Source organism: Kribbella sp. NPDC004138 (genome assembly GCF_053603655.1).
Window position 1 is genome coordinate 67,034 of record NZ_JBSGFZ010000005.1, and the last position, 20,105, is coordinate 87,138.

Sequence of the window (20,105 nt, forward strand, 5' to 3'; positions counted from 1 at the left end):
CATCTTAGGGTTCCTGTTCGCGCCGCCGTTCAGCCCTCGGCAGCCGCGGCGTCGCGCCCTGGAAACGGGTGCTCCCGCTCGTCGACGACAGTGGTGTCGCGATGTTCTCCAGCGACTTGCCTTCCGCGTCCACGCCGAAGAACCAGGCAATCAGTCCGCCGATCAGCATCACGGCCGCGCCGATGATGTAGCCGACCGTCAGCGGCCCGCGCGCCGGGTGGTCGCCCTCACCGATCAGCGAGGCGAACAGGAACGGCGCGATCACACCGCCGGTCAGCTGCGAGATCGCGAAGAAGAACGAGATCGCCTGCCCGCGCAGCTCGATCGGGAAGATCTCGCTCACCGTCAGGTACGCCGACGACGCGCCCGCCGACGCGAAGAAGAACACCACGCACCACAACCCGGTCAGCGACGCGGCGTTCAGGACGCCGGAGTTGAACAGCAGCGCCGTGATGAACAGCACGACGGCGGCCAGCGTGTAGGTGCCGAGGATCATCTTCCGGCGGCCGATGGTGTCGAACAGGCGCCCGAGCAGCAGCGGCCCGGCCAGGTTCCCGATCGCGAACGGGAAGAAGTACAGCGCGACGCTGGAGTCATTCAGGCCGAAGTACGACTTCAGCACCAGCGCGTAGGTGAAGAAGATCGCGTTGTAGAGGAACGCCTGGGTGACCATCATCGAGAAGCCGAGGAACGAGCGGCTGCGGTAGTCGCGCAGCATCACCCGGGCGATCTCGCGGTACGTCACCGGCGGGTAGTCGACCACCTCGATCGCCTCGTCGTCGCCGACCTCGCGCAGCTCGCCGCCCTGCTGCCGGACCTTCGCCTCGATGTCGTCGACGGTCCGTTCGGCCTCCTCGACCCGGCCGTGCGTCATCAGCCAGCGCGGGCTCTCCGGGATGTGCCGGCGCAGGTAGATGATGATCAGCCCCAGCACCGGGCCGATCAGGAAGCACAGCCGCCAGCCCCACTCGATCGGGACGATGTCGGTGTTCAGGAACACCAGGCCGACCGCCGAACCGATCAGCGCGCCGGCCCAGTAGGTGCCGTTCACGCCGATGTCGACCCGGCCGCGGTACCGCGACGGGATCAGCTCGTCGATCGCGGAGTTGATCGCGGCGTACTCGCCGCCGATGCCCATCCCGGCGACGAACCGGAAGAACAGCAGCGACCCGAGGTTCCAGGACAGCCCGGCCGCGCCGGAGGCGATCAGGTAGACGAGCAGCGTGACGATGAACAGGCTGCGGCGCCCGAGCCGGTCGGTCAGCCGGCCGAACAGCAGCGCGCCGACCACCTCGCCGGCCAGGTAGACCGACGCCATCAGACCGACCTCGGAGGTGGTCAGATGCAGCGTCTCGGGCTCCTTCAGCACGTTCCCGACCAGGGAGACGAGCTGGATCTCGAGGCCGTCCAGGATCCAGGAGACGCCCAGACCGACGACGATCATCCAGTGGAACCGTGTCCACGGCAGCCGGTCCATGCGGGCCGGCACGAGACTCGGTATCGCCTTCCCGTGCTCCAACGCGTGCTCGCTCATCCCAGCTCCTCCCGGACCATGACGGTGGTTGTCGAAAGCCCAACGGCCGGTACCCCGGCAGTCACGGTCCTCAAACGCTGGGTGACGGTGGCTAGAGTGGCGATCATGCAGAACGACATCACCGTGGTGGACGCCAAGGAGCAGAGCCGCTACGAGGCGCACGACGCAGACGGCACGCTGATGGGCTTCGTCGACTACCGGTTGCACCCGGGCGTCATCGTCTTCCTCCACGCCGAGACGCTGCCGGAGTTCCGCGGCCGCGGCGTGGCCGGCACGATCGCCACCAAGTCCCTCGACGACGCCCGCGCCGGTGGTCTCCGGGTGAAGCCGGCCTGCCCGTTCTACCAGGACTTCCTCGCCGAGCACACGGAGTACGCCGACCTGGTGAAGGCGGCGCAGCAGTGACCGCACCGGTGCTGGGCAAGCTGGACTGGCAGCCGGCCGCCGAGGTGCCGGAGCTGCTGGCGGCGCCGGTGCAGGACGCGCTCGGCGACCTGCCGGCGTACGCGGCCGGTATCGACCCCGGGCTCGCCGACACCGCGGCCTTCTGCGCGGAGTACGACGTACCGATGGCCGCCTCGGCGAACTGCGTGGTCGTGCTCGGCAAGCGGGCCGGCGAGGAGTCGTACGCCGCGGTGCTGGTGCTGGCCACGGACCGCGCCGACGTGAACGGCGTGATCCGCAAGCACCTCGGCGTCCGGAAGATCTCGTTCGCCGCGCAGGACGACGCGGTCGGCACGACCGGTATGGAGTACGGCGGGATCACGCCGATCGGGCTGCCCGCGGACTGGCCGGTGCTCGTCGACGAGGCGGTCGTGCGGGCCGGGCCGGTGGTGATCGGCAGCGGCATCCGCGGCTCGAAGATCCTGATCGACGGCGCGGAGCTGGCCTCGTTGCCGACCGCGGCCGTGCTGGACCTCGCCCAGCCCTGACCCCAGACGAGCCCTGCCTGAGCCCCGATGGAGCAGCACGACTGGCCCGCCGAGTACGCCGAGCTGACGGCGGCGGGCCGGCGTGCGCCGCTGCCGCCCGCGGACCTCGACCGGCTCGCGGTCGCCGCCTTCGTGCTCGGGCGCGACGACGAGGTCGCGGCGTACCGGGAGCGGGCCTACGAGGAGCATCTCGCCACCGGTGACGTGGTGGCCGCGATCCGCAGCGGGTTCTGGCTCGGGTTTCACCTGCAGCAGCACGGCGAGCTCGCGCGGGCCGCGGGATGGCAGGCGCGGATCGAGCGGCTGATCCCCGAAGACAGCCCGCAGCTGGCCGGGATGGTCGCCATGGCCGACGCCGCGCTGCGCATGAACTCCGGTGACCCGGCCGCCGCACTCCCCCTCTTCGAGCACAACATGGGCTGGGCGACGGAGCCGGACGCGATCGTGCTGGCCGCTCTCGGCCGCGGGAACTGCCTGAACATGCTCGGGCGCGGCGCCGAGGCGCTCAAGGCGCTGGACGAGGCGATGGTGCACGTGACCGCCAGCCAGGTCGGCCCGGAGGTCGCCGGGATGGCGTACTGCTCGGTGATCGCGTTGTGCATGAACCTCTACGACATCCGCCGCGCCCAGGAGTGGACGCAGGCGCTGACCGGCTGGTGCGACCAGCAGTCCGGTCTGGTCCCGTACCGCGGGGCGTGTCTGGTGCACCGCGCGCAGATCCTGCAGTACCGCGGCGCCTGGTCCGATGCGGCCGACGCGGCCGAGGACGCGTGCCGCCGGCTCTCGGCCGGCACCGTCGGTTCGGCCTGGTACCGGCTCGCGGAGGTCGAACGCCGGCGCGGGCACGCCGCGGCCGCCGAACGCGCGTACTTGTCGGCAGCCGCGGACGGGATGGACGTCCAGCCCGGTCTCGCCCTGCTGCGGGCGGCGCAGGGCCGGGTCGACCTCGCGATCGCGGGCCTCGAGCGGGCCCTGGCCGAGGACTCGTTCTCGGCGAACCGGCCGATGCTGCTCGCCGCGCGGGCCGAGCTCGCGGTCTCCAACGGCGACCGCGAGACCGCCCGCAAGGCGGCCGCCGAGCTGACCGAGCTGGCGCGCGCGGACTCGCCGTACCTGCAGGCTCTGGCGGCGTCCTGCGAGGGCGCGGTGCGGATCGCATGCGGCGATCCCCAGGGCGCGATCCCGTTGCTGCGACGCGCGTGGTCGCTGTGGCAGCAACTCGACATGCCGTACGAAGGCGCGCACACCCGGTTACTGGTCGGGCGCGCGTGCCGAGCGCTCGGTGACGTCGACGCCGAGCAGATGGAGATCGACAGCGCGCGGGCCGTGTTCGAGCGACTCGGCGCGGTGGTCGACCTCGCCGCGTTGGAGTCGGACCGCGGCAGCGGGCTCAGTCCGCGAGAGCTCGAAGTACTGCGTCTGCTCGCAACCGGCGCCACGAACCGGGCCGTCGCCGATCAGCTGTTCCTGAGTGAGCGCACGGTCGCCCGGCACGTCAGCAACATCTTCGCGAAGCTCGGTGTGAACAGCCGGGCCGCCGCAACGGCGTACGCCTACGAGAACGGACTGGCTGGGTAGAAATGACCATTGGCCATTCGGAAAGTGGCGTCATCGGTTGATGTGCGGGTGCACCTCCGAGCCCTAACTTGAGGGTTATGAACAGGGTCGGAACAGTGGTGATCGGCGCGGGACAGGCCGGGCTGGCGATCGGGTACTACTTGCACAAGGACCGCGAGGACTTCGTCGTCCTCGACGGGAACGAACGCGTCGGCGACTGCTGGCGGCAACGGTACGACTCGCTGCGGCTGTTCAGCCTGCCGCGGTACGCGAGCCTGCCGGGGCTGCGGATCGGCACGCAGGACTGCCCGAGCCGAGACGAGATGGCCGACTACCTCGAGCAGTACGCCGTACATCACGAGCTGCCGGTGCGGACCGGCGTACAGGTGACGCGGTTGTCGCGGGACGACGAGGGCTTCCTGGTGGAGACGACAGCCGGCGACTGGCGGGCCGGCAACATCGTCGTGGCGGCCGGCATGCACACCGTGCCGCGGTGGCCGTCGTTCGCGGATCAGCTCGATCCGTCGATCGAGCAGCTGCATTCGCTGGAGTACCGGAACCCGTCGCAGCTCGCGGACGGGACCGTGCTGGTCGTTGGTGCGGCCAACTCCGGGACCGACATCGCGCTCGAGGCCGTGAAGACACACCGCACCCTGCTCGCCGGCCGGCACCCGGGACAGGTGCCCGTCGACATCGACTCCGCGGCAGGGCACTTCTTCACGCCGATCGTGATGTTCCTGTTCAAGTACGTGCTGACGCGCGGTACGCCGATGGGCCGCAAGGCGATCGCGAACGCCGTCCGCAACGGGCTGCCGCTGACGCGCAACAAGCTCGAGCACCTCGACACGGCCGGGATCGAGCGGATCGGGCGCATCGAAGGGACTCGCGACGGCAGGCCGGTGACCGCCGACGGCGACATCCTCGACGACGTCCGGACGGTGGTCTGGTCCACCGGGTCGGATCCGGATCACCGGTGGATCGACCTGCCGGTCTTCGACGACGCCGGCCGGCCGCGGCAGGAGCGCGGCGTGTCCACCGACGTACCGGGGCTGTACTTCCTCGGGCTGGACTTCCAGTACGCGATCGCGTCCGCGAGCATCCAAGGCGTGGACCGGGATGCTCGCTTCATCGTCAAACATCTCGCCCGCCGGGCCGTCGCCCGAGCGGTACCTGTAGACAGCCGGTAGCATCTCCCGCTGGAATGGGTGCGTGGCTGGGCGTGGGTCAGGGTGAGTGAGCAGACGGTGAGTGGCGGCGACGGTGGACCGACGGCACTCCGGATCATGCTCGGCGGGCAGTTGCGGCGGATGCGCGAGTCCGCCGGGATCAGTCGCGCCGACGCGGGCTGGCAGATCCGGGCCTCGGAGTCCAAGGTCAGCCGGATGGAGCTCGGCCGCGTCGGGTTCAAGGAACGCGACGTCAGCGACCTGCTCGAGCTGTACGGGATGGCCGACGAGGACGAGCGGTTCCGGTTGATGGAGCTGGCCCGGGCGGCGAACAACCCGGGCTGGTGGTCGCGGTACGGCGACGTGATGCCGAGCTGGTTCGCGAACTACGTCGGGCTCGAGGTCGCCGCGACGCTGATCCGGACCTACGAGGTGATGTTCGTCCCGGGCCTGCTGCAGACCGAGGAGTACGCGCGCGCCGTCGTCCAGATGGGCAAGTCGTTCCTGCCGCACCAGGAGGTCGACCAGCGGGTGGAGCTGCGGGTCACCCGGCAGCAGATCCTGACCCGGCCGAACCCGGCCCGGCTGTGGGTCGTCATCGACGAGTCCGTGCTGCACCGGCCGGTCGGCGGCGAGGAGGTCATGCGGGCCCAGATCGAGCACCTGCTCAAGTGGTCGCAGCAGCCGAACATCACCCTGCAGGTGATGCCGTTCAGCAGCGTCGGCTACCCGGGCGCGGGCGGCGCGTTCAGCCTGCTGCGGTTCGCGGACGGCGACCTGCCGGACATCGTCTACATCGAGCACGCGGCCAGCGCGATGTACCTCGACAAGCTCGAGGAGGTCGACGAGTACGTCGCGATCATGGAAGGGCTGACGATCTCCGCGGCCCCGGTGTCCTCGACCGAGGGCCTGCTGCTGCGGGCCCTCGCGAGGATGTAGCTCAGGCGACCTTGAGGTCGACCTTGATGTTGCCGCGGGTCGCGTTGGAGTACGGGCACACCTGGTGCGCCTTGGCGACCAGGTCCTCGGCGGCGGGGGTGTCCAGGCCGGGCAGGCTGACCACCAGCGCGACCTCGAGGCCATAGCCGGCGCCGCCGTTGATCGGGCCGATGCCGACCTCGGCGGTGACGGTCGAGCCGTCCACATCCAGACGAGCCTTGCGCGCAACAACCTTCAGCGCGCTGTGGAAGCAGGCCGCGTAGCCCGCCGCGAACAACTGCTCGGGGTTGGTGCCGTTGCCGGTGCCGCCCATCTCGGCCGGCGGCGCGACCACGACGTCGAGCTTGCCGTCATCGGTGGCGACCTTGCCGTCCCGGCCGCCGTTCGCGGTGGCGTGGGCGGTGTACAGAACCTTCTCGACAGCGATTGTCATAGCTGGTGTTCTCCGTTTTCAGCGAATGGGGTCGAGCAGGAGCTTGCCGACGGTCCGGCGAGCTCGCAGGTCTTCGTGGGCGGTGGCGACCTCGGACAGCGCATACTCGCCGCCGACGATCGGGCGGAGCTTGCCGGCCGCGGTCAGGTCGAACAGCTCGGCGAGCGGCCCGCCGAGCAGCTGCGGGTTCGCGAAGCAGTCGGCCAGCCAGAAACCGGTGATGGTCTTGGAGCCCTTCATCAACCGCCCCGGGTCGATCGGCGCGGCCTGCTGCCTGGACGCGGCGCCGAAGGTGACCAGGCGGCCGAACCGGGCCAGCGCGGCGAACGACTCGTCCAGCGTCGGGCCGCCGACCATCTCGAGCACGATGTCGACGGGCTTGCCGCCGTTCGCCTCGAGGATGCGATCCTTCAGGCCCTCCGGCGCACCGTCGATGGCCGCGTCGGCGCCGAGCTCGAGAACCTGCTTGCGCTTCTCCTCGGTGGAGGCGGTCGCGATCACGCGGCCGGCGCCCCACAGCTTGGCCAGCTGGACGGCGAGTGAGCCGACACCGCCGGCACCGGCGTGCACGAGGACGGACTCCCCCGGCTGCAGGTGCGTGGACGTCTTCAGCAGGTGCCACGCCGTAGTGCCCTGCAGGGCGAGCGCGAGCGCCTGGCCGTCGGTCACACCCTCCGGCACGTCCCACGCGTACGGCGCGTGCGCCACCGTCTGCTCGGCGTACCCGCCGGAACCGACCAGGGCGACCACGCGACGACCGTCGGCCGTGTGACCGACGACCTCGCCGCCCGGGATGAGCGGAAGCTCGGTCTTCGACAGGTAGCTGTTCTCGACCTGGTGGGTGTCCGCGTAGTTGATGCCCGCGCGGTCGACCGTGATCAGGACCTGCCCGTCGCCGGCGACCGGCTCCGGGACGTCGCTGACCTTCAGGACCTCTGGGCCGCCGAACTCGGTGATCTGAATGGCTCGCATACACCGTACTATACACTGTACGTTATGGACGCCGAAGGGAGATGGGTCACATGGCGCGGACGCCGCGGAACACGCTGAGCGCGGAGCTGATCGTGCGGACCGCGCTCGAGCTGATGGAGGCCAAGGGCACCGACGCGTTCAGCCTGCGCGGGGTTGCGGCCGAGCTGGGCGTCGGCCCGATGGCGCTCTACACCTACTTCCGGAACAAGGACGATCTGTACGACGCCGTTCGCGATCACCTGATGGGTCTCCTGCCGGACGTCCCGCAGGACGTGCCGTGGCCGGACCAGGTGCGCGCGGTGTGCCGCTCGCTGCGGCTGCTGATGCTCGAGCACCCTTGCCTTGCGCAACTACTCGCGGGACGCCCGTTGAGCGGTCACGAGACGGCCCGGGTCGCGGAGGGACTTCTCGGCGTACTGCGGGCGGCCGGGTTCGCCCCGGAGACGGCGGCGCGGACCCATACGACCTTGTTCACGTACGTGCTGGGGTCGACGTCGTGGGAGATCCAGATGGCCGCCGAGCGCCGTGATCCCGAGGCGTGGCGGCGGTTGCGGGCGTCGATGGAATCGCTGTCCGCCCGGGACTTCCCGTCCGTGGTGGAGCTGGCGCCGGAGCTCGCCCGCACGACCGGAGGTGACGAGCAGTTCGACTACGGCCTCGACCTGCTGCTCGCGGGACTCAGAACACCATCGTGACGATGGCCAGGACGCCGATGCAGACGATCAGCGCCCGCAACGCGATCGGCGGCAGCCGGCGGCCGTAGCGGGCGCCGATGAAGCCGCCGATGGTGGAGCCGCCCGCGATCAGCGCGGCGGCGAGCCAGTCGACGTGGGAGACGATCACGAACAGGATCGCGGCGACGGTGTTCACGACCGTGGCCAGGACGTTCTTCAGGCCGTTCATGCGCTGCAGGTTCGAGTCCAGGCCGAGGCCGAGGATCGCCATCAGCAGCACGCCCTGCGCGGCCCCGAAGTATCCCCCGTACACACCGGTCGCAAAGACGGCGGGGATTACCCACCACGCCCCGCGGTGCAGGTGCGAGGGCGCGTTGATCCACTTCGACAGCCATGGCTGGAACGCGACGAGCAGACAGCCGAGCAAGATCAGCACTGGTACGACGGCGTGGAACGCGGAGTCGGGCAACGTGAGCAGCAGGACTGCCCCGACGATGCCGCCGGCCAGCGACGCCGGCACCAGCCGGAGCATCCGGCCGCGCTGCCCTTCGAGCTCGCGGCGGTAGCCGATCGCGCCGGCCGCCGTACCGGGCGCCAGGCCGACCGTGTTGCTGACGTTCGCCAGCACCGGAGGGATGCCGACGGCAAGCAACGCGGGGAAGGTGAGCAGCGTGCCCGACCCCACCACGGCGTTGATCGTTCCCGCGCCCATCCCCGCCAGCAGGACGAACACCGCCTCGAACCATGTCATCGCTGACTGACTTTACGCACCTGATCGGGGTTCCCGCTCATCGGTCCGTCCGTTGGGCAGACAGTATGCGATCGACCTGTCGTCAATCGACAGCGCAAGGCCCTCCCCGGGCAGTTCCGGGGAGGGCCTTGGGTGCTCGTCTCAGCGCTGCGGCGGCTCAGCAGCCGGCGGCTCCTGCGGCGGCAAGTCCTGGGTGGGAGCCGGCGGCGGGACGGCCGGCGCCGACGGCGCGGCCTGGCTGCGGCTGCTGACGGCCGCGGACTCGGCCGCCGCGATCGCCTCGCGGACGGCGTTGTCGGCCTCGGCCACCGCGGCACCACCCGAGCCGTTGCCGACGCCGGCGGTGTCGAGCTCAGGCACCTGGCCGTTCTCGATCTGCGGTGCCTCCCAGTTGCCCTCGGCCTGCTGCGCGATCCCGGCCACCTGGCCGACCGCGCTGCCGAGACCCTTGAGCGCGTCGCCGATCTCGCTCGGCACGATCCACAGCTTGTTCGCGTCGCCCTGGGCGATCGACGGCAGCATCTGCAGGTACTGGTACGCGAGCAGACCCTGGTCCGGCTTGCCGGCGTGGATCGCGTTGAAGACCGTGGTGATGGCCTGCGCCTCACCCTGCGCCTTCAGGATCCGGGCCTGCCGCTCGGCCTCGGCACGGAGGATGCGGGACTGCTTGTCACCTTCGGCGGTGAGGATCGCGGACTGCTTCTGGCCCTCGGCGGACAGGACGGCCGACTGCCGCATACCTTCCGCGGTGAGGATCGCGGCGCGCTTGTCGCGGTCGGCGCGCATCTGCTTCTCCATCGAGTCCTGGATCGACGGCGGCGGGTCGATCGAGCGCAGCTCGACCCGGTTGACCCGGATACCCCACTTGCCGGTCGCCTCGTCCAGCACGTACCGGAGCTTCTCGTTGATCTCCTCACGCGAGGTCAGCGTCTGCTCCAGGTCCATGCCGCCGATGATGTTGCGCAGCGTCGTCATGGTCAGCTGCTCGATCGCCTGGATGTAGTTGGAGATCTCGTACGTCGCCCGCACCGGGTCGTTCACCTGGAAGTAGATGACGGAGTCGATCGACACCATCAGGTTGTCCTCGGTGATGACGCCCTGCGGCGGGAACGCGACGACCTGCTCGCGCATGTCGATGGTGTAGCGGACCTTGTCGACGAACGGGGTCAGCAGGTTCAGCCCCGGCTGCAGGCCGGTCTTGAACTTACCGAACCGTTCGACGATGCCGACGGTCTGCTGCTGCACCACCCGGACGGACTTGATGAGTGTGACGATCACCAGTAAGGCGACCAATGCCAGCACTACGAGGAACGCGGTCACTCGACCCTCCACTCGACAGAACGCTCAGGACGGACAGTCTTCCGTATGGACGGGCCATCCCGCGTACCGGTTCCCGGCGCGTCGGGTAGGGCCTGCCGCCCTACTTCCGACAGTACTGCGCGGACAGCTCAGACCTGAGGCGGGTCGTTCGGCTTCGGCGGCTCGGTGGCGTCGAGCTGGTGGTGCAGCGGTTCGCCGACCGGGTACACGACCGCGGTCGCGCCGTCGATCGACATCACCTCGACGCGGGTCCCCGGCGCGATCGTCGACACCTCGTCGTACGGCCGGGCCGTCCAGAGCTCACCGCCGAGCCGGATCGAGCCGCCGCCGTCGGGATGGATCTCCTTCACCACGGTCCCGGTGCGGCCGATGACGTGGGCCGAGCCGGTCTTCAGTTCCTGGCCGTGATGGATCTTCCGGACGATCATCGGACGGATCGCGGCGAGCATCGCCGCCGCGGTGACCAGCCCGACGACGATCTGCAGCCAGAGCAGCCCCGGGAAGAACGCCGCCACCCCGGCCGCGGTGAGCGCACCGGCGGCCAGCATCAGCAACGTGAAGTCGAGCGAGGCCAGCTCGGCCAGACCGAGGACGGCGGCGATCGTCAGCCACGCCGCCCACATGTTGTCCCGCAGCCAATCCATCATTTCCCAAGCCTATCCACGTCCGGGGCCCCCAGCAGATCTTTCGACGCGTCACCGGCCCGCTGGGATCCCGCGTCAGAGGGCGCGGGCGGTGTAGCGGCCGTCCTCCTGCTTCAGGGTGAGGGCGAGGTCGAAGGTCTCGCTGAGGTTCTCGGCGGTGAGGGCCTCGTCCATCGGGCCGGCGGCGACGATGCGGCCCTGCTTGAGCAGCAGGGCGTGGGTGAAGCCGGGCGGGATCTCCTCGACGTGATGGGTGACGAGCACCATCGCCGGCGCCCCGACCGCGGTCGCGATCGCGCTGAGCGAGCGGACCAGCTGCTCACGTCCGGTCAGGTCGAGGCCGGCCGCGGGCTCGTCCATCAGCATCAGCTCGGGGTCGGTCATCAGCGCCCGGGCGATCTGCACCCGCTTCCGCTCCCCCTCGGACAGCGTGCCGAACGTCCGGTCGGCCAGGTGCCCGATCCCGAGCTCGGTCAGCAGCGCCGCGGCCCGCTCGTGATCCAGCTCGTCGTACTCCTCGATCCAGCGGCCGAGCACGGCGTACGACGCCGAGACCACGACGTCGGACACCCGCTCGCCCTTCGGCAACCGGTCCGCGAGCGCCGCGCTCGTCAGGCCGATCCGCGGCCGCAGCTCGAACACATCGACCGCGCCCAGCACCTCACCGAGCAGGCCGGCGACACCGGACGTCGGGTGCAGCTGTGCGGCGAGCACCTGCAGCAGGGTCGTCTTGCCGGCGCCGTTCGGCCCGATCACCACCCACCGGTCGGCCTCGTCGATCGTCCAGTCGATCCCGTCGACCAGCCGCGAGTCACCCCGGACGATCGTCACCCCGGCCAGCTCCACCACTGCAGTCATGCTCAAAACCTAAGGGGTCGCCCTTGCCGATCGGTGATCGGGTGGTGCGAGACTTGCGGGCGTGCTGACGACCTCCGCCTCGCTTCGGTTCACGGTCTGGACGAACGCGATGCTGACCGGTGCCTGCGATCCCGACACCGCCGCGCAGAAGATCCTCGGCGACGACGTCGGTCACCACGTGGCCGGCCTCGCCGGCCACCCCGAGCCGGCCACGCTGCCGGTCGCACTGAACCTGTTGCGCGCCGCGGGGACGACGCAGGCGCATCTCGCCCTGCCGATCCCCGGCGACCCGATCGGCCTGGCCGGGCCGCCGCCGTTCAACGAGGCCGCGCTGGAGACCGGCGAGGCCGTCGTCCTGACCGGGCCGGAGCTCGGGCTGGTTCCGTCGTACGTCGGTCCCGCGGTGCAGTGGACCGTGCTGCCGGCGGTGTCGCCGCTGCCCGCGGACTTCGGCGAGGCGGACCGCGCTCTGCGGATGGCGCTGATCGACGCGGCCGAGTCGCTGGCCGCGCTGGACGTGGCGCGCTGGAAGCCCGAGGTCGCGGACGCGCTGATCGACATCCGCAAGATCGGGCGCGGGCGCGGCGACGATCTGGCGCCGGGGTACGAACCCCGCGCGGTGAAGACCGCCGCGACCGCGCGCCGCTGCCTCGCGATCGCCGACGCGGCCCTCGAGGACGACGGCGCCGCGGTGACCGGCGCGGAGGCCGACGCCCGGCGACGGGCTCTGCTCGGCCTCGCGGCCGCCGCCCGCCGCGCCCTCGTCGCCGCCTGCGCCCCACCCACGCCCTAACCGCGGGGGGTTGGGTAGCGTTCGGGTGAGATGACTGAGCTCAGTGAGGTTGAGAAGGCGGCGGCCGGTCGGCCGACGGTGCTGGTGACGTTGACGGGCACCGACCGGCCGGGGCTGACGTCCGCGGTGCTGTCCACGCTCGCGACCCGCGGGCTCGAGGTGATCGACGCCGAGCAGGTCGTCCTCCGGGGCCGGCTGATCCTCGGTGTGCTGTTGTCCGCCCCGCGCGACCACAAGGACCTGAAGGACGAGCTGAAGGCGCTCGCGAACGTCCTGGACGTCGACATCTCGGTGAAGAAAGGCGTCGGCGACAACGAGCCGCGGCGCAAGGGCCGCAGCCAGGTGACCGTCATCGGGCACCCGCTGTCGGCCGCCGGGCTGGCCGCGGTCGCCGGGCGGATCGCCGACACCGGCGCCAACATCGACCGGATCAGCCGGATGGCGCGCTACCCGGTGACCGCGATGGAGTTCGCCGTGTCCGGCGCCGATCCGGACGCGCTGCGGACCGTGCTCGCGCAGGAAGGGGTCCGGCAGAAGCTCGACATCGCCGTCCAGGACGGCGGGCTGTACCGGCGGGCCAAGCGGCTGATCGTGATGGACGTCGACTCGACGCTCATCCAGGGCGAGGTCATCGAGATGCTCGCCGCCCACGCCGGCCGGCTCGCCGAGGTCGCCGCGGTCACCGAGCAGGCGATGCGCGGCGAACTCGACTTCGCCGAGTCGCTGCGGCACCGGGTCGCGGCGCTCGAAGGTCTGCCCGCGACCGCCCTCGACGAGGTGTACGCCGCGATCGAGCTGGCGCCCGGCGCGCGCACGCTGGTCCGGACGCTGAAGCGACTCGGCTACCAGTTCGCGATCGTCAGCGGCGGGTTCAGCCAGATCACCGGCAAGCTGGCCGCGGAGCTCGGGATCGACTACGCGAAGGCCAACGAGCTGGAGATCGTCGACGGCACGCTCACCGGCCGCGTTGTCGGCGAGATCGTCGACCGGCCCGGCAAGGCGACCGCGCTGCGCCGGTTTGCCGAGCTGTCCGGTACGCCGCTGACGCAGACCGTGGCGATCGGCGACGGCGCCAACGACCTCGACATGCTGGCCGCCGCCGGCCTCGGTGTCGCGTTCAACGCCAAGCCGGTCGTCCGCGCCGCCGCCGACACGCACCTGAGCGTGCCGTACCTGGACACGATCCTCTACCTGCTGGGTATCACCCGCGAAGAGGTCGAGGCGGCCGACGCCGACACCCCCGCCTGATCACGACGATGCGGCAGGATCGGTCGCATGGACTTCACGCACCGCCCCGCAACCCTTGACGACGCGCCCGCGATCCACCGGCTGATCGCCGCCGCCGAGCAGCTCTGGCACGGACAGACCGACCGGGGTCCGGACGCCGTGGCCGCCGACCTGCAGCGCCCGCTCATCACCCTCGAGCTCGACACCCGCGTGATCGAGGCGCCGGACGGTGAGCTCGTCGCCTGGGCCTGGGTCCACGGCGGGCGGCGCGCGCAGGTCGACGTACACCCGTCGTACGTCGGTCGCGGCCTCGGGACCCAGCTGCTCGACTGGGCGGAGGCGCGCGCTCGCGAGCACGGCAGCGACTGGCTGGCGCAGACCGTCGACGACGCAGACACGGCCGGCACCGACCTGCTCCGCGCCCGCGGGTACGACGTACTGGCGACCAACTGGTTGCTCGAACGCCCAGTCACCGGCGACGCCCCGGTCCTGCCCGAAGGCGTGACGCTGCGACCGTTCGCGCCGGGTGACGCGCGCGCGGTCCACCAGGTCGTGCAGGACGCCTTCGACGAGTGGCAGCCGCGGCGGCACGAGTACGACGAGTGGGCCGGAACGAGTATCGAGCGCGCCAGCTTCGACCCCGAGGCGTCACCGGTCGCGGTCGCCGGCGACGAGATCGTCGGCGCCGTCATCAGCCTCGAGCTCCCCGACTCCCCCGACGGGTACGTCGACCAGGTCGCCGTCCGGCGGGACTTCCGCGGCCGCGGGCTGGCGCGGGCACTGCTCACGTACGCCGCGGCGGCCGCCGGGCGGCGGGGCAAGCAGACGCTGACGCTCTGGACGCACTCCGGCACCGGGGCGCTCGCGATGTACGAGCGGCTCGGGATGTCGGTCCGCCGCAGCACGACGGTTTACCGGACTGCGCTGTGAGCTGTTGACACACTGCCGTGAGAGCGCTCACATTGGCCTCATCCACCGCCCCTGGAGGTCGACATGCGGATCCGCCCCCTCGCACTCGCCCTGGTCGTCCCACTGCTCGCCGTCGTCTCGATCGGCGTCGCCGCGCAGGCCGACGTACCCACTCCACCCGCCGGCTGGTCGACGGTGTGGAGTGACGACTTCAACGGGCCCAGCGGCAGTCTGCCGTCGGGCTCGAACTGGATCATCGACACCGGCCACGGCTACCCGGGCGGCCCCGGGAACTGGGGCACCGGCGAGATCCAGAACTACACCAACAGCCCGAACAACGTGTCCCTGGACGGTGCCGGGAACCTCCGGATCACGCCGCGCCGGGACGGAGCCGGCAACTGGACGTCGGCCCGGATCGAGACCCAGCGCGGCGACTTCAAGCCGCCGTCCGGCGGGGTGCTCGCGATCGAGAGCCGGATCCAGATGCCGAACGTCACCGGCGACGCCGCGCTCGGCTACTGGCCGGCGTTCTGGGCGCTCGGGTCGCCGTACCGCGGGAACTACTGGAACTGGCCGGGTATCGGCGAGTTCGACATCATGGAGAACGTCAACGGGATCAACTCGGTCTGGGGCGTGCTGCACTGCGGCGTGAACCCCGGCGGCCCGTGCAACGAGACCACCGGCCTCGGCGCCAGCCGCGCGTGCCCGGGCTCGACCTGCCAGTCCGCGTTCCACACGTACCGGTTCGAGTGGGACACGTCGGTCTCGCCGAACCAGTTGCGCTGGTACGTCGACGGCCAGCAGTTCCATTCGCTCAGCCAGAGCCAGTTCCCGGCCGACACCTGGTCGATCATGACCTCGCACGCCGGCTACTTCGTGCTGCTGAACGTCGCGATCGGCGGCGCGTTCCCGGACGCGCTGAACGGGCCGACGCCGCGCGCCTCGACCGTCCCCGACCGGCCGATGGTCGTCGACTACGTCGCGGTGACCGCCAAGGGCGGGGGCACGACGACTCCCCCGACGACACCGCCGCCGGGCGGCTCCTCGGCGTACAGCACCCTGCAGGCAGAGTCGTATGCGCAGCAGTCGGGCATGGGCCTGGAGACCACGACCGACACCGGCGGCGGCCAGAACCTGAAGCAGATCGGCAACGGCGACTGGGCGCTCTACCGCGGGATCGACTTCGGCAGTACCGCGGCGACGCAGTTCGTGGCGCGGGTCGCGTCCGGTGCCGCGGGCGGGGTCAGCGGGCTGGTCCAAGTACGGCTGGACAGTCGCAGCAACGCGCCGATCGGCAGCTTCGCGATCGCCAACACCGGCGGCTGGCAGTCCTGGCGCACCGTCCCCGCCAACATGGCGTCGGTGACCGGCACACACGACGTCTACATCACCTTCACCAGCGGCCAGCCGGCCGACTACGTCAACCTGAACTGGTTCACGTTCGGCCACTGAGGTACCTAGCACCTATTCTTCGGCTTATGTCAGAACTGCAGGGTGGGCCGGGTGCCCTGTTCGCCATCGGCGGCGCCGAGGACAAGCTGAAGAAGCGGACGGTGCTGCAGGAGTTCGTCGAGGCGGCAGGCGGGTCGAAGGCGCGGATCGTGGTGGTGCCCACCGCGTCCGCGCTGGGGCCCGACGTCGTCGACGTGTACCGCGCGCTGTTCGCGGCTCTCGGCGCCGAGAGCGTGGTCGGCGTCCGCCCGGAGAACCGGGAGGACGCCGACGACCCGGCCTTCATCGCCCCGCTGAACGACGCGACCGGCATCTTCATGACCGGCGGCAACCAACTCAAGCTCGCGGGTGTCGTCACCGGCACGGCGTTCGGCCGCGCGGTCACTGCCGCCCATGCACGCGGCGCGGCCGTCGGCGGTACGTCGGCGGGCGCCAGCATCCTGGCCGAGCACATGATCGCGTTCGGCCGCTCCGGCGCCACTCCGCGGCAGCGGATGAGTCAGCTGTCCGGGGGTCTCGGCCTGGTCCAGGGCGCGATCGTCGACCAGCACTTCGCCCAGCGGAATCGGTACGGCCGGCTGCTGTCGCTGGTCGCGCAGTCCCCCGGCCTGCTCGGGATCGGCGTCGACGAGGACACCGCGGCGGTCGTCCGCGGCAGCCACCTGGAGGTCGTCGGCCGCGGCGCCGTGACGATCTTCGACGGCACCCGGATCACGTCGAACGCCCACAACGCCAAGCGGTCCGAGCCGATCCTGGCGTCCGGCGTCGTCCTGCACGTGCTGCCGGCGACCGCGACGTTCGACCTGCAGAACCGGGTGCTGCTGTCGTACGGCCCGCAGCCGGCCGCCTCGGAGTACGCCGAGCTCGCGGCCGCCGAGGCGGACCTGCGCAAGCTCGCGAAGGAGATCGCCGCGGAGGGGGTGTCACCGGCGTACTACGCCGAGCGGAAGCGGCGGGCAGGCCGCCGGGCGAATAAATCTGCCGCGGCCGGGGAATCCAGACCGGAGGCGACCGAGCCCCTGACCAGACCAACACAGGCGGCCGGCGCCGACCCGCTGCACCCTGCGTCCCCCGACCGCACGCTCCCAGAACAGTGACCCCCCAATGACCGAAACCCAAGGTACGCCCGCCCCCGACCTGAAGATCATCGAGACCCGCGTGTACCGCGGCCCGAACGTCTGGAGCTACGACCCCGCGATCCACCTGGTCGTGGACCTCGGCTCGCTGGAGAACTTCCCGTCGAACACCATCCCCGGCTTCACCGAGCGGCTGCTCACCGACCTGCCCCGCCTCGACCAGCACCACTGCTCGCGCGGCCGCAAGGGCGGGTTCATCGAGCGGCTGTACGAAGGCACCTGGCTCGGCCACATCGCCGAGCACGTGTCGCTGCAGCTCCAGCAGGAGGCCGGCCACGACATGCGCCGCGGCAAGACCCGGCAGGTGAAGGGGTCGCCCGGCATCTACAACATCACCTACGCGTACGCCGACGAAGCGGTCGGGCTCGCGGCGGGTGAACTCGCCGTCCGGTTCGTCAACAACCTGGTCCAGCCCCAAATGAAGGATGGACAGCCGGCGTTCGACTTCACGACCGAGCTGGAGAAGTTCATCAAGCAGGCCGAGCGGACCGCGTTCGGCCCGTCCACGCAGGCGATCGTGGACGAGGCGGTGTCCCGCGACATCCCGTGGATCCGGCTCAACAAGGCCAGCCTGGTGCAGCTCGGGCAGGGCGTGCACGCGAAGCGGATCCGGGCCACGATGACGTCGGAGACCGGCTCGATCGCGGTCGACGTCGCCAGCGACAAGGACCTGACCACCCGGCTGCTCGCGTCGGCCGGCCTGCCGGTGCCGCGCTCGGAGTCGGTGCGGACGGTCGAGGAAGCGGTCTCGGTCGCGCACAAGATCGGGTACCCGGTGGTGTGCAAGCCGCTCGACGGCAACCACGGCCGCGGCGTCTGCCTGAACCTGCAGGACGCGGACGCCGTCCGCGAGGCGTTCCCGATCGCCGCCGAGCAGTCCCGGCGCGGATTCGTGATCGTGGAGAACTTCGTCACCGGCAAGGACTACCGGTGCTTGATCATCAACGGCCGGATGGAGGCGATCGCCGAGCGCGTGCCCGCGCACGTCGTCGGTGACGGCCTCCACACCGTGGCCGAGCTGGTCGACATCACCAACGCCGACCCCCGCCGCGGGGTCGGCCACGAGAAGATCCTCACCCGGATCACGATCAACAACGCGGCCCGCCAACTGGTCCGCGACCAGGGGTTCGAGCTGGACGACGTACCGCCCGAGGACGTGATGGTGAAGCTGACGCTCACCGGGAACATGTCCACCGGCGGGATCTCGATCGACCGGACCTGGGAGGCGCACCCGGAGAACGTCGAGATCGCCGAGGAGGCGGCCCGGATGATCGGGCTCGACATCGCCGGGATCGACTTCATCTGCCCCGACATCACCCAGCCGGTGCGCGAGACCGGCGGCGCGATCTGCGAGGTGAACGCGGCGCCCGGCTTCCGGATGCACACCAACCCGACGGTCGGCGAACCGCAGTACATCGCCAAACCCGTGGTGGACATGCTGTTCCCGCCCGGTGCGGTCAGCCGGATCCCGATCGTCGCGGTGACCGGGACGAACGGGAAGACGACGACCTCGCGGATGATCAGCCATGTCTTCAAGGGCATGGGCCGCAAGGTCGGGATGACCTCGACCGACGGCATCGTGATCGACGAGCGGCTGGTGATCCGGCAGGACGCGTCCGGCCCGAAGTCCGCGCGGATGGTGCTGCAGAACCCGCGCGTCGACTTCGCGGTGTTCGAGGTGGCGCGCGGCGGGATCCTGCGCGAAGGCCTCGGGTACGAGCGCAACGACGTGGCCGTCGTGCTGAACGTCCAGCCCGACCACCTCGGGCTGCGCGGCATCGAGACGCTCGAGCAGCTCGCCGACGTGAAGGCCGTGCTCGTCGAGGCGGTGCCGCGGACCGGGTACGCCGTACTGAACGCCGACGACCCGCTGGTGCGGAAGATGCGGCGCAAGTGCTCGGGGCAGGTCGTGTGGTTCAGCATGGCCGAGCAGGGCAGCGAGATCCGCGACTACATCGAGGGCCACTGCCGCCGCGGCGGGCGCGCCGTGGTGCTGGAGCGGTCGGACCTCGGCGACATGATCGTCGTCAAACACGGCCGCCGGTCGATGCAGCTCGCGTGGACCCACTTGCTGCCGGCAACGTTCGGCGGCCGGGCGATGATGAACGTGCAGAACGCGATGGCGGCCGCGGCGGCGGCGTTCGCGGCGGGTGCGCCGCTGCACGACATCCGGCAGGGCCTGCGGACGTTCAACACGTCGTACTACCTGTCGCCGGGCCGGCTGAACGAGATCGACGTCGACGGGCGCAGCGTGATCGTCGACTACTGCCACAACGCGCCCGCGATGCGGATGCTCGGTGACTTCGTCGACCGGCTCGGCGAGAGCCTGAGCGCGTCGTCCGAGGTCGGGCGGCCGTCGCGGATCGGCGTGATCGCGACCGCGGGCGACCGCCGCGACGACGACATCCGCGAGCTCGGCGAGGTCGCGGCCCAGCACTTCGACGTGGTCGTGGTCCGCGAGGACGCCCGGCTGCGGGGCCGCAAGCGCGGCGAGTCGGCCGAGCTGGTCACGGCCGGGGTGCGGGCCGCGATGGACAACGGCGCGCGGTGCCGGCGCGTGGACGTCGTCCTCGACGAGCTCGAGGCGGTTCGGTTCGCGCTCGAGCGGTCGAACCCGGGCGATCTCGTGGTGTTGTGCGTCGATCAGCACCAGTCCGTGCTCGCCGAGCTCGAATCGGTGTCGCATCTCGCGCAGGCCGGGGCGCGGTCGGGTGACGAGGGCGGCGACCCGGACTTTGTGCAACCCGACGAAGAGATCACAGAGGACCCCGCGCGGGAACTTGCCTAGGGCAAGTCTCGTTGGCCGTT

General features: G+C 70.7%; 19 protein-coding genes. 12 read left to right on the top strand and 7 right to left on the bottom strand.

The genetic code is table 11. From position 1 onward, the window contains the following. Positions 1-4: 4 nt before the first annotated feature. Positions 5-1,534, bottom strand: a complete 1,530-nt coding sequence (locus ACWEOO_RS08240; RefSeq protein ID WP_452142399.1) for an MFS transporter — start codon at positions 1,532-1,534, stop codon at positions 5-7. Positions 1,535-1,639: 105 nt separating this feature from the next. On the opposite strand from ACWEOO_RS08240, the gene ACWEOO_RS08245 reads away from it, so the two are divergent. From ACWEOO_RS08245 to ACWEOO_RS08265, 5 genes are all read left to right on the top strand, one after another. Next, complete coding sequence (locus tag ACWEOO_RS08245) at positions 1,640-1,939, top strand: GNAT family N-acetyltransferase (protein ID WP_355690603.1); 300 nt, start codon at positions 1,640-1,642, stop codon at positions 1,937-1,939. Further along, on the top strand, positions 1,936-2,466 hold the full coding sequence (locus ACWEOO_RS08250) for a YbaK/EbsC family protein (protein ID WP_452142400.1): 531 nt from the start codon (positions 1,936-1,938) through the stop codon (positions 2,464-2,466). Before ACWEOO_RS08245 ends, ACWEOO_RS08250 begins: the two co-directional genes overlap by 4 nt. Positions 2,467-2,493: 27 nt before the next feature. Continuing rightward, positions 2,494-4,044, top strand: a complete 1,551-nt coding sequence (locus tag ACWEOO_RS08255) for a LuxR C-terminal-related transcriptional regulator (protein WP_452142401.1) — start codon at positions 2,494-2,496, stop codon at positions 4,042-4,044. 77 nt (positions 4,045-4,121) lie between these two features. Beyond that, positions 4,122-5,210, top strand: a complete 1,089-nt coding sequence (locus ACWEOO_RS08260) for a flavin-containing monooxygenase (protein WP_452142402.1) — start codon at positions 4,122-4,124, stop codon at positions 5,208-5,210. A 96-nt stretch (positions 5,211-5,306) separates the two neighbouring features. Further along, complete coding sequence (locus ACWEOO_RS08265) at positions 5,307-6,128, top strand: helix-turn-helix domain-containing protein (protein WP_452142590.1); 822 nt, start codon at positions 5,307-5,309, stop codon at positions 6,126-6,128. Between the two features lies 1 nt (position 6,129). On the opposite strand, the gene ACWEOO_RS08270 is transcribed toward ACWEOO_RS08265, so the two are convergent. Together ACWEOO_RS08270 and ACWEOO_RS08275 are read right to left on the bottom strand one after the other, a co-directional pair. Continuing rightward, positions 6,130-6,561, bottom strand: coding sequence for an organic hydroperoxide resistance protein (locus ACWEOO_RS08270; protein WP_452142403.1), 432 nt, complete (start codon positions 6,559-6,561; stop codon positions 6,130-6,132). An 18-nt stretch (positions 6,562-6,579) separates the two neighbouring features. After that, positions 6,580-7,533, bottom strand: a complete 954-nt coding sequence (locus ACWEOO_RS08275; protein WP_452142404.1) for a quinone oxidoreductase family protein — start codon at positions 7,531-7,533, stop codon at positions 6,580-6,582. Between the two features lie 50 nt (positions 7,534-7,583). Here ACWEOO_RS08275 and ACWEOO_RS08280 point away from each other — a divergent pair, with 50 nt between their 5' ends. Continuing rightward, on the top strand, positions 7,584-8,228 hold the full coding sequence (locus tag ACWEOO_RS08280) for a TetR/AcrR family transcriptional regulator (protein WP_359929374.1): 645 nt from the start codon (positions 7,584-7,586) through the stop codon (positions 8,226-8,228). Here ACWEOO_RS08280 and ACWEOO_RS08285 read toward each other — a convergent pair. From ACWEOO_RS08285 to ACWEOO_RS08300, 4 genes are all read right to left on the bottom strand, one after another. Then, positions 8,212-8,958 carry a sulfite exporter TauE/SafE family protein gene (locus ACWEOO_RS08285; RefSeq protein WP_452142405.1) on the bottom strand — a complete coding sequence of 249 codons (747 nt, stop codon included), beginning with the start codon at positions 8,956-8,958 and terminating at the stop codon, positions 8,212-8,214. The genes ACWEOO_RS08280 and ACWEOO_RS08285 overlap by 17 nt on opposite strands. Positions 8,959-9,099: 141 nt before the next feature. Continuing rightward, positions 9,100-10,278, bottom strand: a complete 1,179-nt coding sequence (locus ACWEOO_RS08290; protein WP_452142406.1) for an SPFH domain-containing protein — start codon at positions 10,276-10,278, stop codon at positions 9,100-9,102. A 128-nt stretch (positions 10,279-10,406) separates the two neighbouring features. Next, the gene (locus ACWEOO_RS08295; RefSeq protein ID WP_355690588.1) at positions 10,407-10,925 is read right to left on the bottom strand and encodes an NfeD family protein; all 519 of its coding nucleotides are present in this window, start codon (positions 10,923-10,925) and stop codon (positions 10,407-10,409) included. Between the two features lie 72 nt (positions 10,926-10,997). Further along, positions 10,998-11,780: an ABC transporter ATP-binding protein gene (locus tag ACWEOO_RS08300; RefSeq protein WP_355479411.1), complete on the bottom strand. Its 783-nt coding sequence runs from the start codon at positions 11,778-11,780 to the stop codon at positions 10,998-11,000. A gap of 61 nt (positions 11,781-11,841) precedes the next feature. Between ACWEOO_RS08300 and ACWEOO_RS08305 the strand changes: the two genes are divergently transcribed. From ACWEOO_RS08305 to cphA, 6 genes are all read left to right on the top strand, one after another. Beyond that, a complete protein-coding gene (locus ACWEOO_RS08305; RefSeq protein ID WP_452142407.1) occupies positions 11,842-12,573 on the top strand; it encodes a hypothetical protein in 732 nt (243 codons plus the stop codon). A 30-nt stretch (positions 12,574-12,603) separates the two neighbouring features. Beyond that, positions 12,604-13,821, top strand: coding sequence for a phosphoserine phosphatase SerB (gene serB, locus ACWEOO_RS08310; protein ID WP_359929383.1), 1,218 nt, complete (start codon positions 12,604-12,606; stop codon positions 13,819-13,821). A gap of 27 nt (positions 13,822-13,848) precedes the next feature. Continuing rightward, on the top strand, positions 13,849-14,730 hold the full coding sequence (locus ACWEOO_RS08315) for a GNAT family N-acetyltransferase (protein ID WP_452142408.1): 882 nt from the start codon (positions 13,849-13,851) through the stop codon (positions 14,728-14,730). 63 nt (positions 14,731-14,793) lie between these two features. Then, positions 14,794-16,161: a glycoside hydrolase family 16 protein gene (locus ACWEOO_RS08320; RefSeq protein WP_452142409.1), complete on the top strand. Its 1,368-nt coding sequence runs from the start codon at positions 14,794-14,796 to the stop codon at positions 16,159-16,161. Between the two features lie 26 nt (positions 16,162-16,187). After that, positions 16,188-17,258 (top strand): cyanophycinase, encoded by a 1,071-nt coding sequence (locus ACWEOO_RS08325; RefSeq protein WP_359929389.1) that lies wholly within the window; start codon positions 16,188-16,190, stop codon positions 17,256-17,258. Positions 17,259-17,265: 7 nt separating this feature from the next. Next, positions 17,266-20,085, top strand: coding sequence for a cyanophycin synthetase (cphA, locus tag ACWEOO_RS08330; protein ID WP_452142410.1), 2,820 nt, complete (start codon positions 17,266-17,268; stop codon positions 20,083-20,085). The last annotated feature ends 20 nt before the right edge of the window (positions 20,086-20,105 follow it).

What these genes read in the sequence shown, in the direction of transcription:
- ACWEOO_RS08240 (WP_452142399.1), bottom strand. Translation starts at nt 1,534, where the DNA reads ATGAGCGAGCACGCGTTGGAGCACGGGAAGGCGATACCGAGTCTCGTG.
- ACWEOO_RS08245 (WP_355690603.1), top strand. Translation starts at nt 1,640, where the DNA reads ATGCAGAACGACATCACCGTGGTGGACGCCAAGGAGCAGAGCCGCTAC.
- ACWEOO_RS08255 (WP_452142401.1), top strand. Translation starts at nt 2,494, where the DNA reads ATGGAGCAGCACGACTGGCCCGCCGAGTACGCCGAGCTGACGGCGGCG.
- ACWEOO_RS08260 (WP_452142402.1), top strand. Translation starts at nt 4,122, where the DNA reads ATGAACAGGGTCGGAACAGTGGTGATCGGCGCGGGACAGGCCGGGCTG.
- ACWEOO_RS08265 (WP_452142590.1), top strand. Translation starts at nt 5,307, where the DNA reads ATGCTCGGCGGGCAGTTGCGGCGGATGCGCGAGTCCGCCGGGATCAGT.
- ACWEOO_RS08270 (WP_452142403.1), bottom strand. Translation starts at nt 6,561, where the DNA reads ATGACAATCGCTGTCGAGAAGGTTCTGTACACCGCCCACGCCACCGCG.
- ACWEOO_RS08275 (WP_452142404.1), bottom strand. Translation starts at nt 7,533, where the DNA reads ATGCGAGCCATTCAGATCACCGAGTTCGGCGGCCCAGAGGTCCTGAAG.
- ACWEOO_RS08280 (WP_359929374.1), top strand. Translation starts at nt 7,584, where the DNA reads ATGGCGCGGACGCCGCGGAACACGCTGAGCGCGGAGCTGATCGTGCGG.
- ACWEOO_RS08285 (WP_452142405.1), bottom strand. Translation starts at nt 8,958, where the DNA reads ATGACATGGTTCGAGGCGGTGTTCGTCCTGCTGGCGGGGATGGGCGCG.
- ACWEOO_RS08295 (WP_355690588.1), bottom strand. Translation starts at nt 10,925, where the DNA reads ATGATGGATTGGCTGCGGGACAACATGTGGGCGGCGTGGCTGACGATC.
- ACWEOO_RS08300 (WP_355479411.1), bottom strand. Translation starts at nt 11,780, where the DNA reads ATGACTGCAGTGGTGGAGCTGGCCGGGGTGACGATCGTCCGGGGTGAC.
- serB (WP_359929383.1), top strand. Translation starts at nt 12,604, where the DNA reads ATGACTGAGCTCAGTGAGGTTGAGAAGGCGGCGGCCGGTCGGCCGACG.
- ACWEOO_RS08315 (WP_452142408.1), top strand. Translation starts at nt 13,849, where the DNA reads ATGGACTTCACGCACCGCCCCGCAACCCTTGACGACGCGCCCGCGATC.
- ACWEOO_RS08320 (WP_452142409.1), top strand. Translation starts at nt 14,794, where the DNA reads ATGCGGATCCGCCCCCTCGCACTCGCCCTGGTCGTCCCACTGCTCGCC.
- ACWEOO_RS08325 (WP_359929389.1), top strand. Translation starts at nt 16,188, where the DNA reads ATGTCAGAACTGCAGGGTGGGCCGGGTGCCCTGTTCGCCATCGGCGGC.
- cphA (WP_452142410.1), top strand. Translation starts at nt 17,266, where the DNA reads ATGACCGAAACCCAAGGTACGCCCGCCCCCGACCTGAAGATCATCGAG.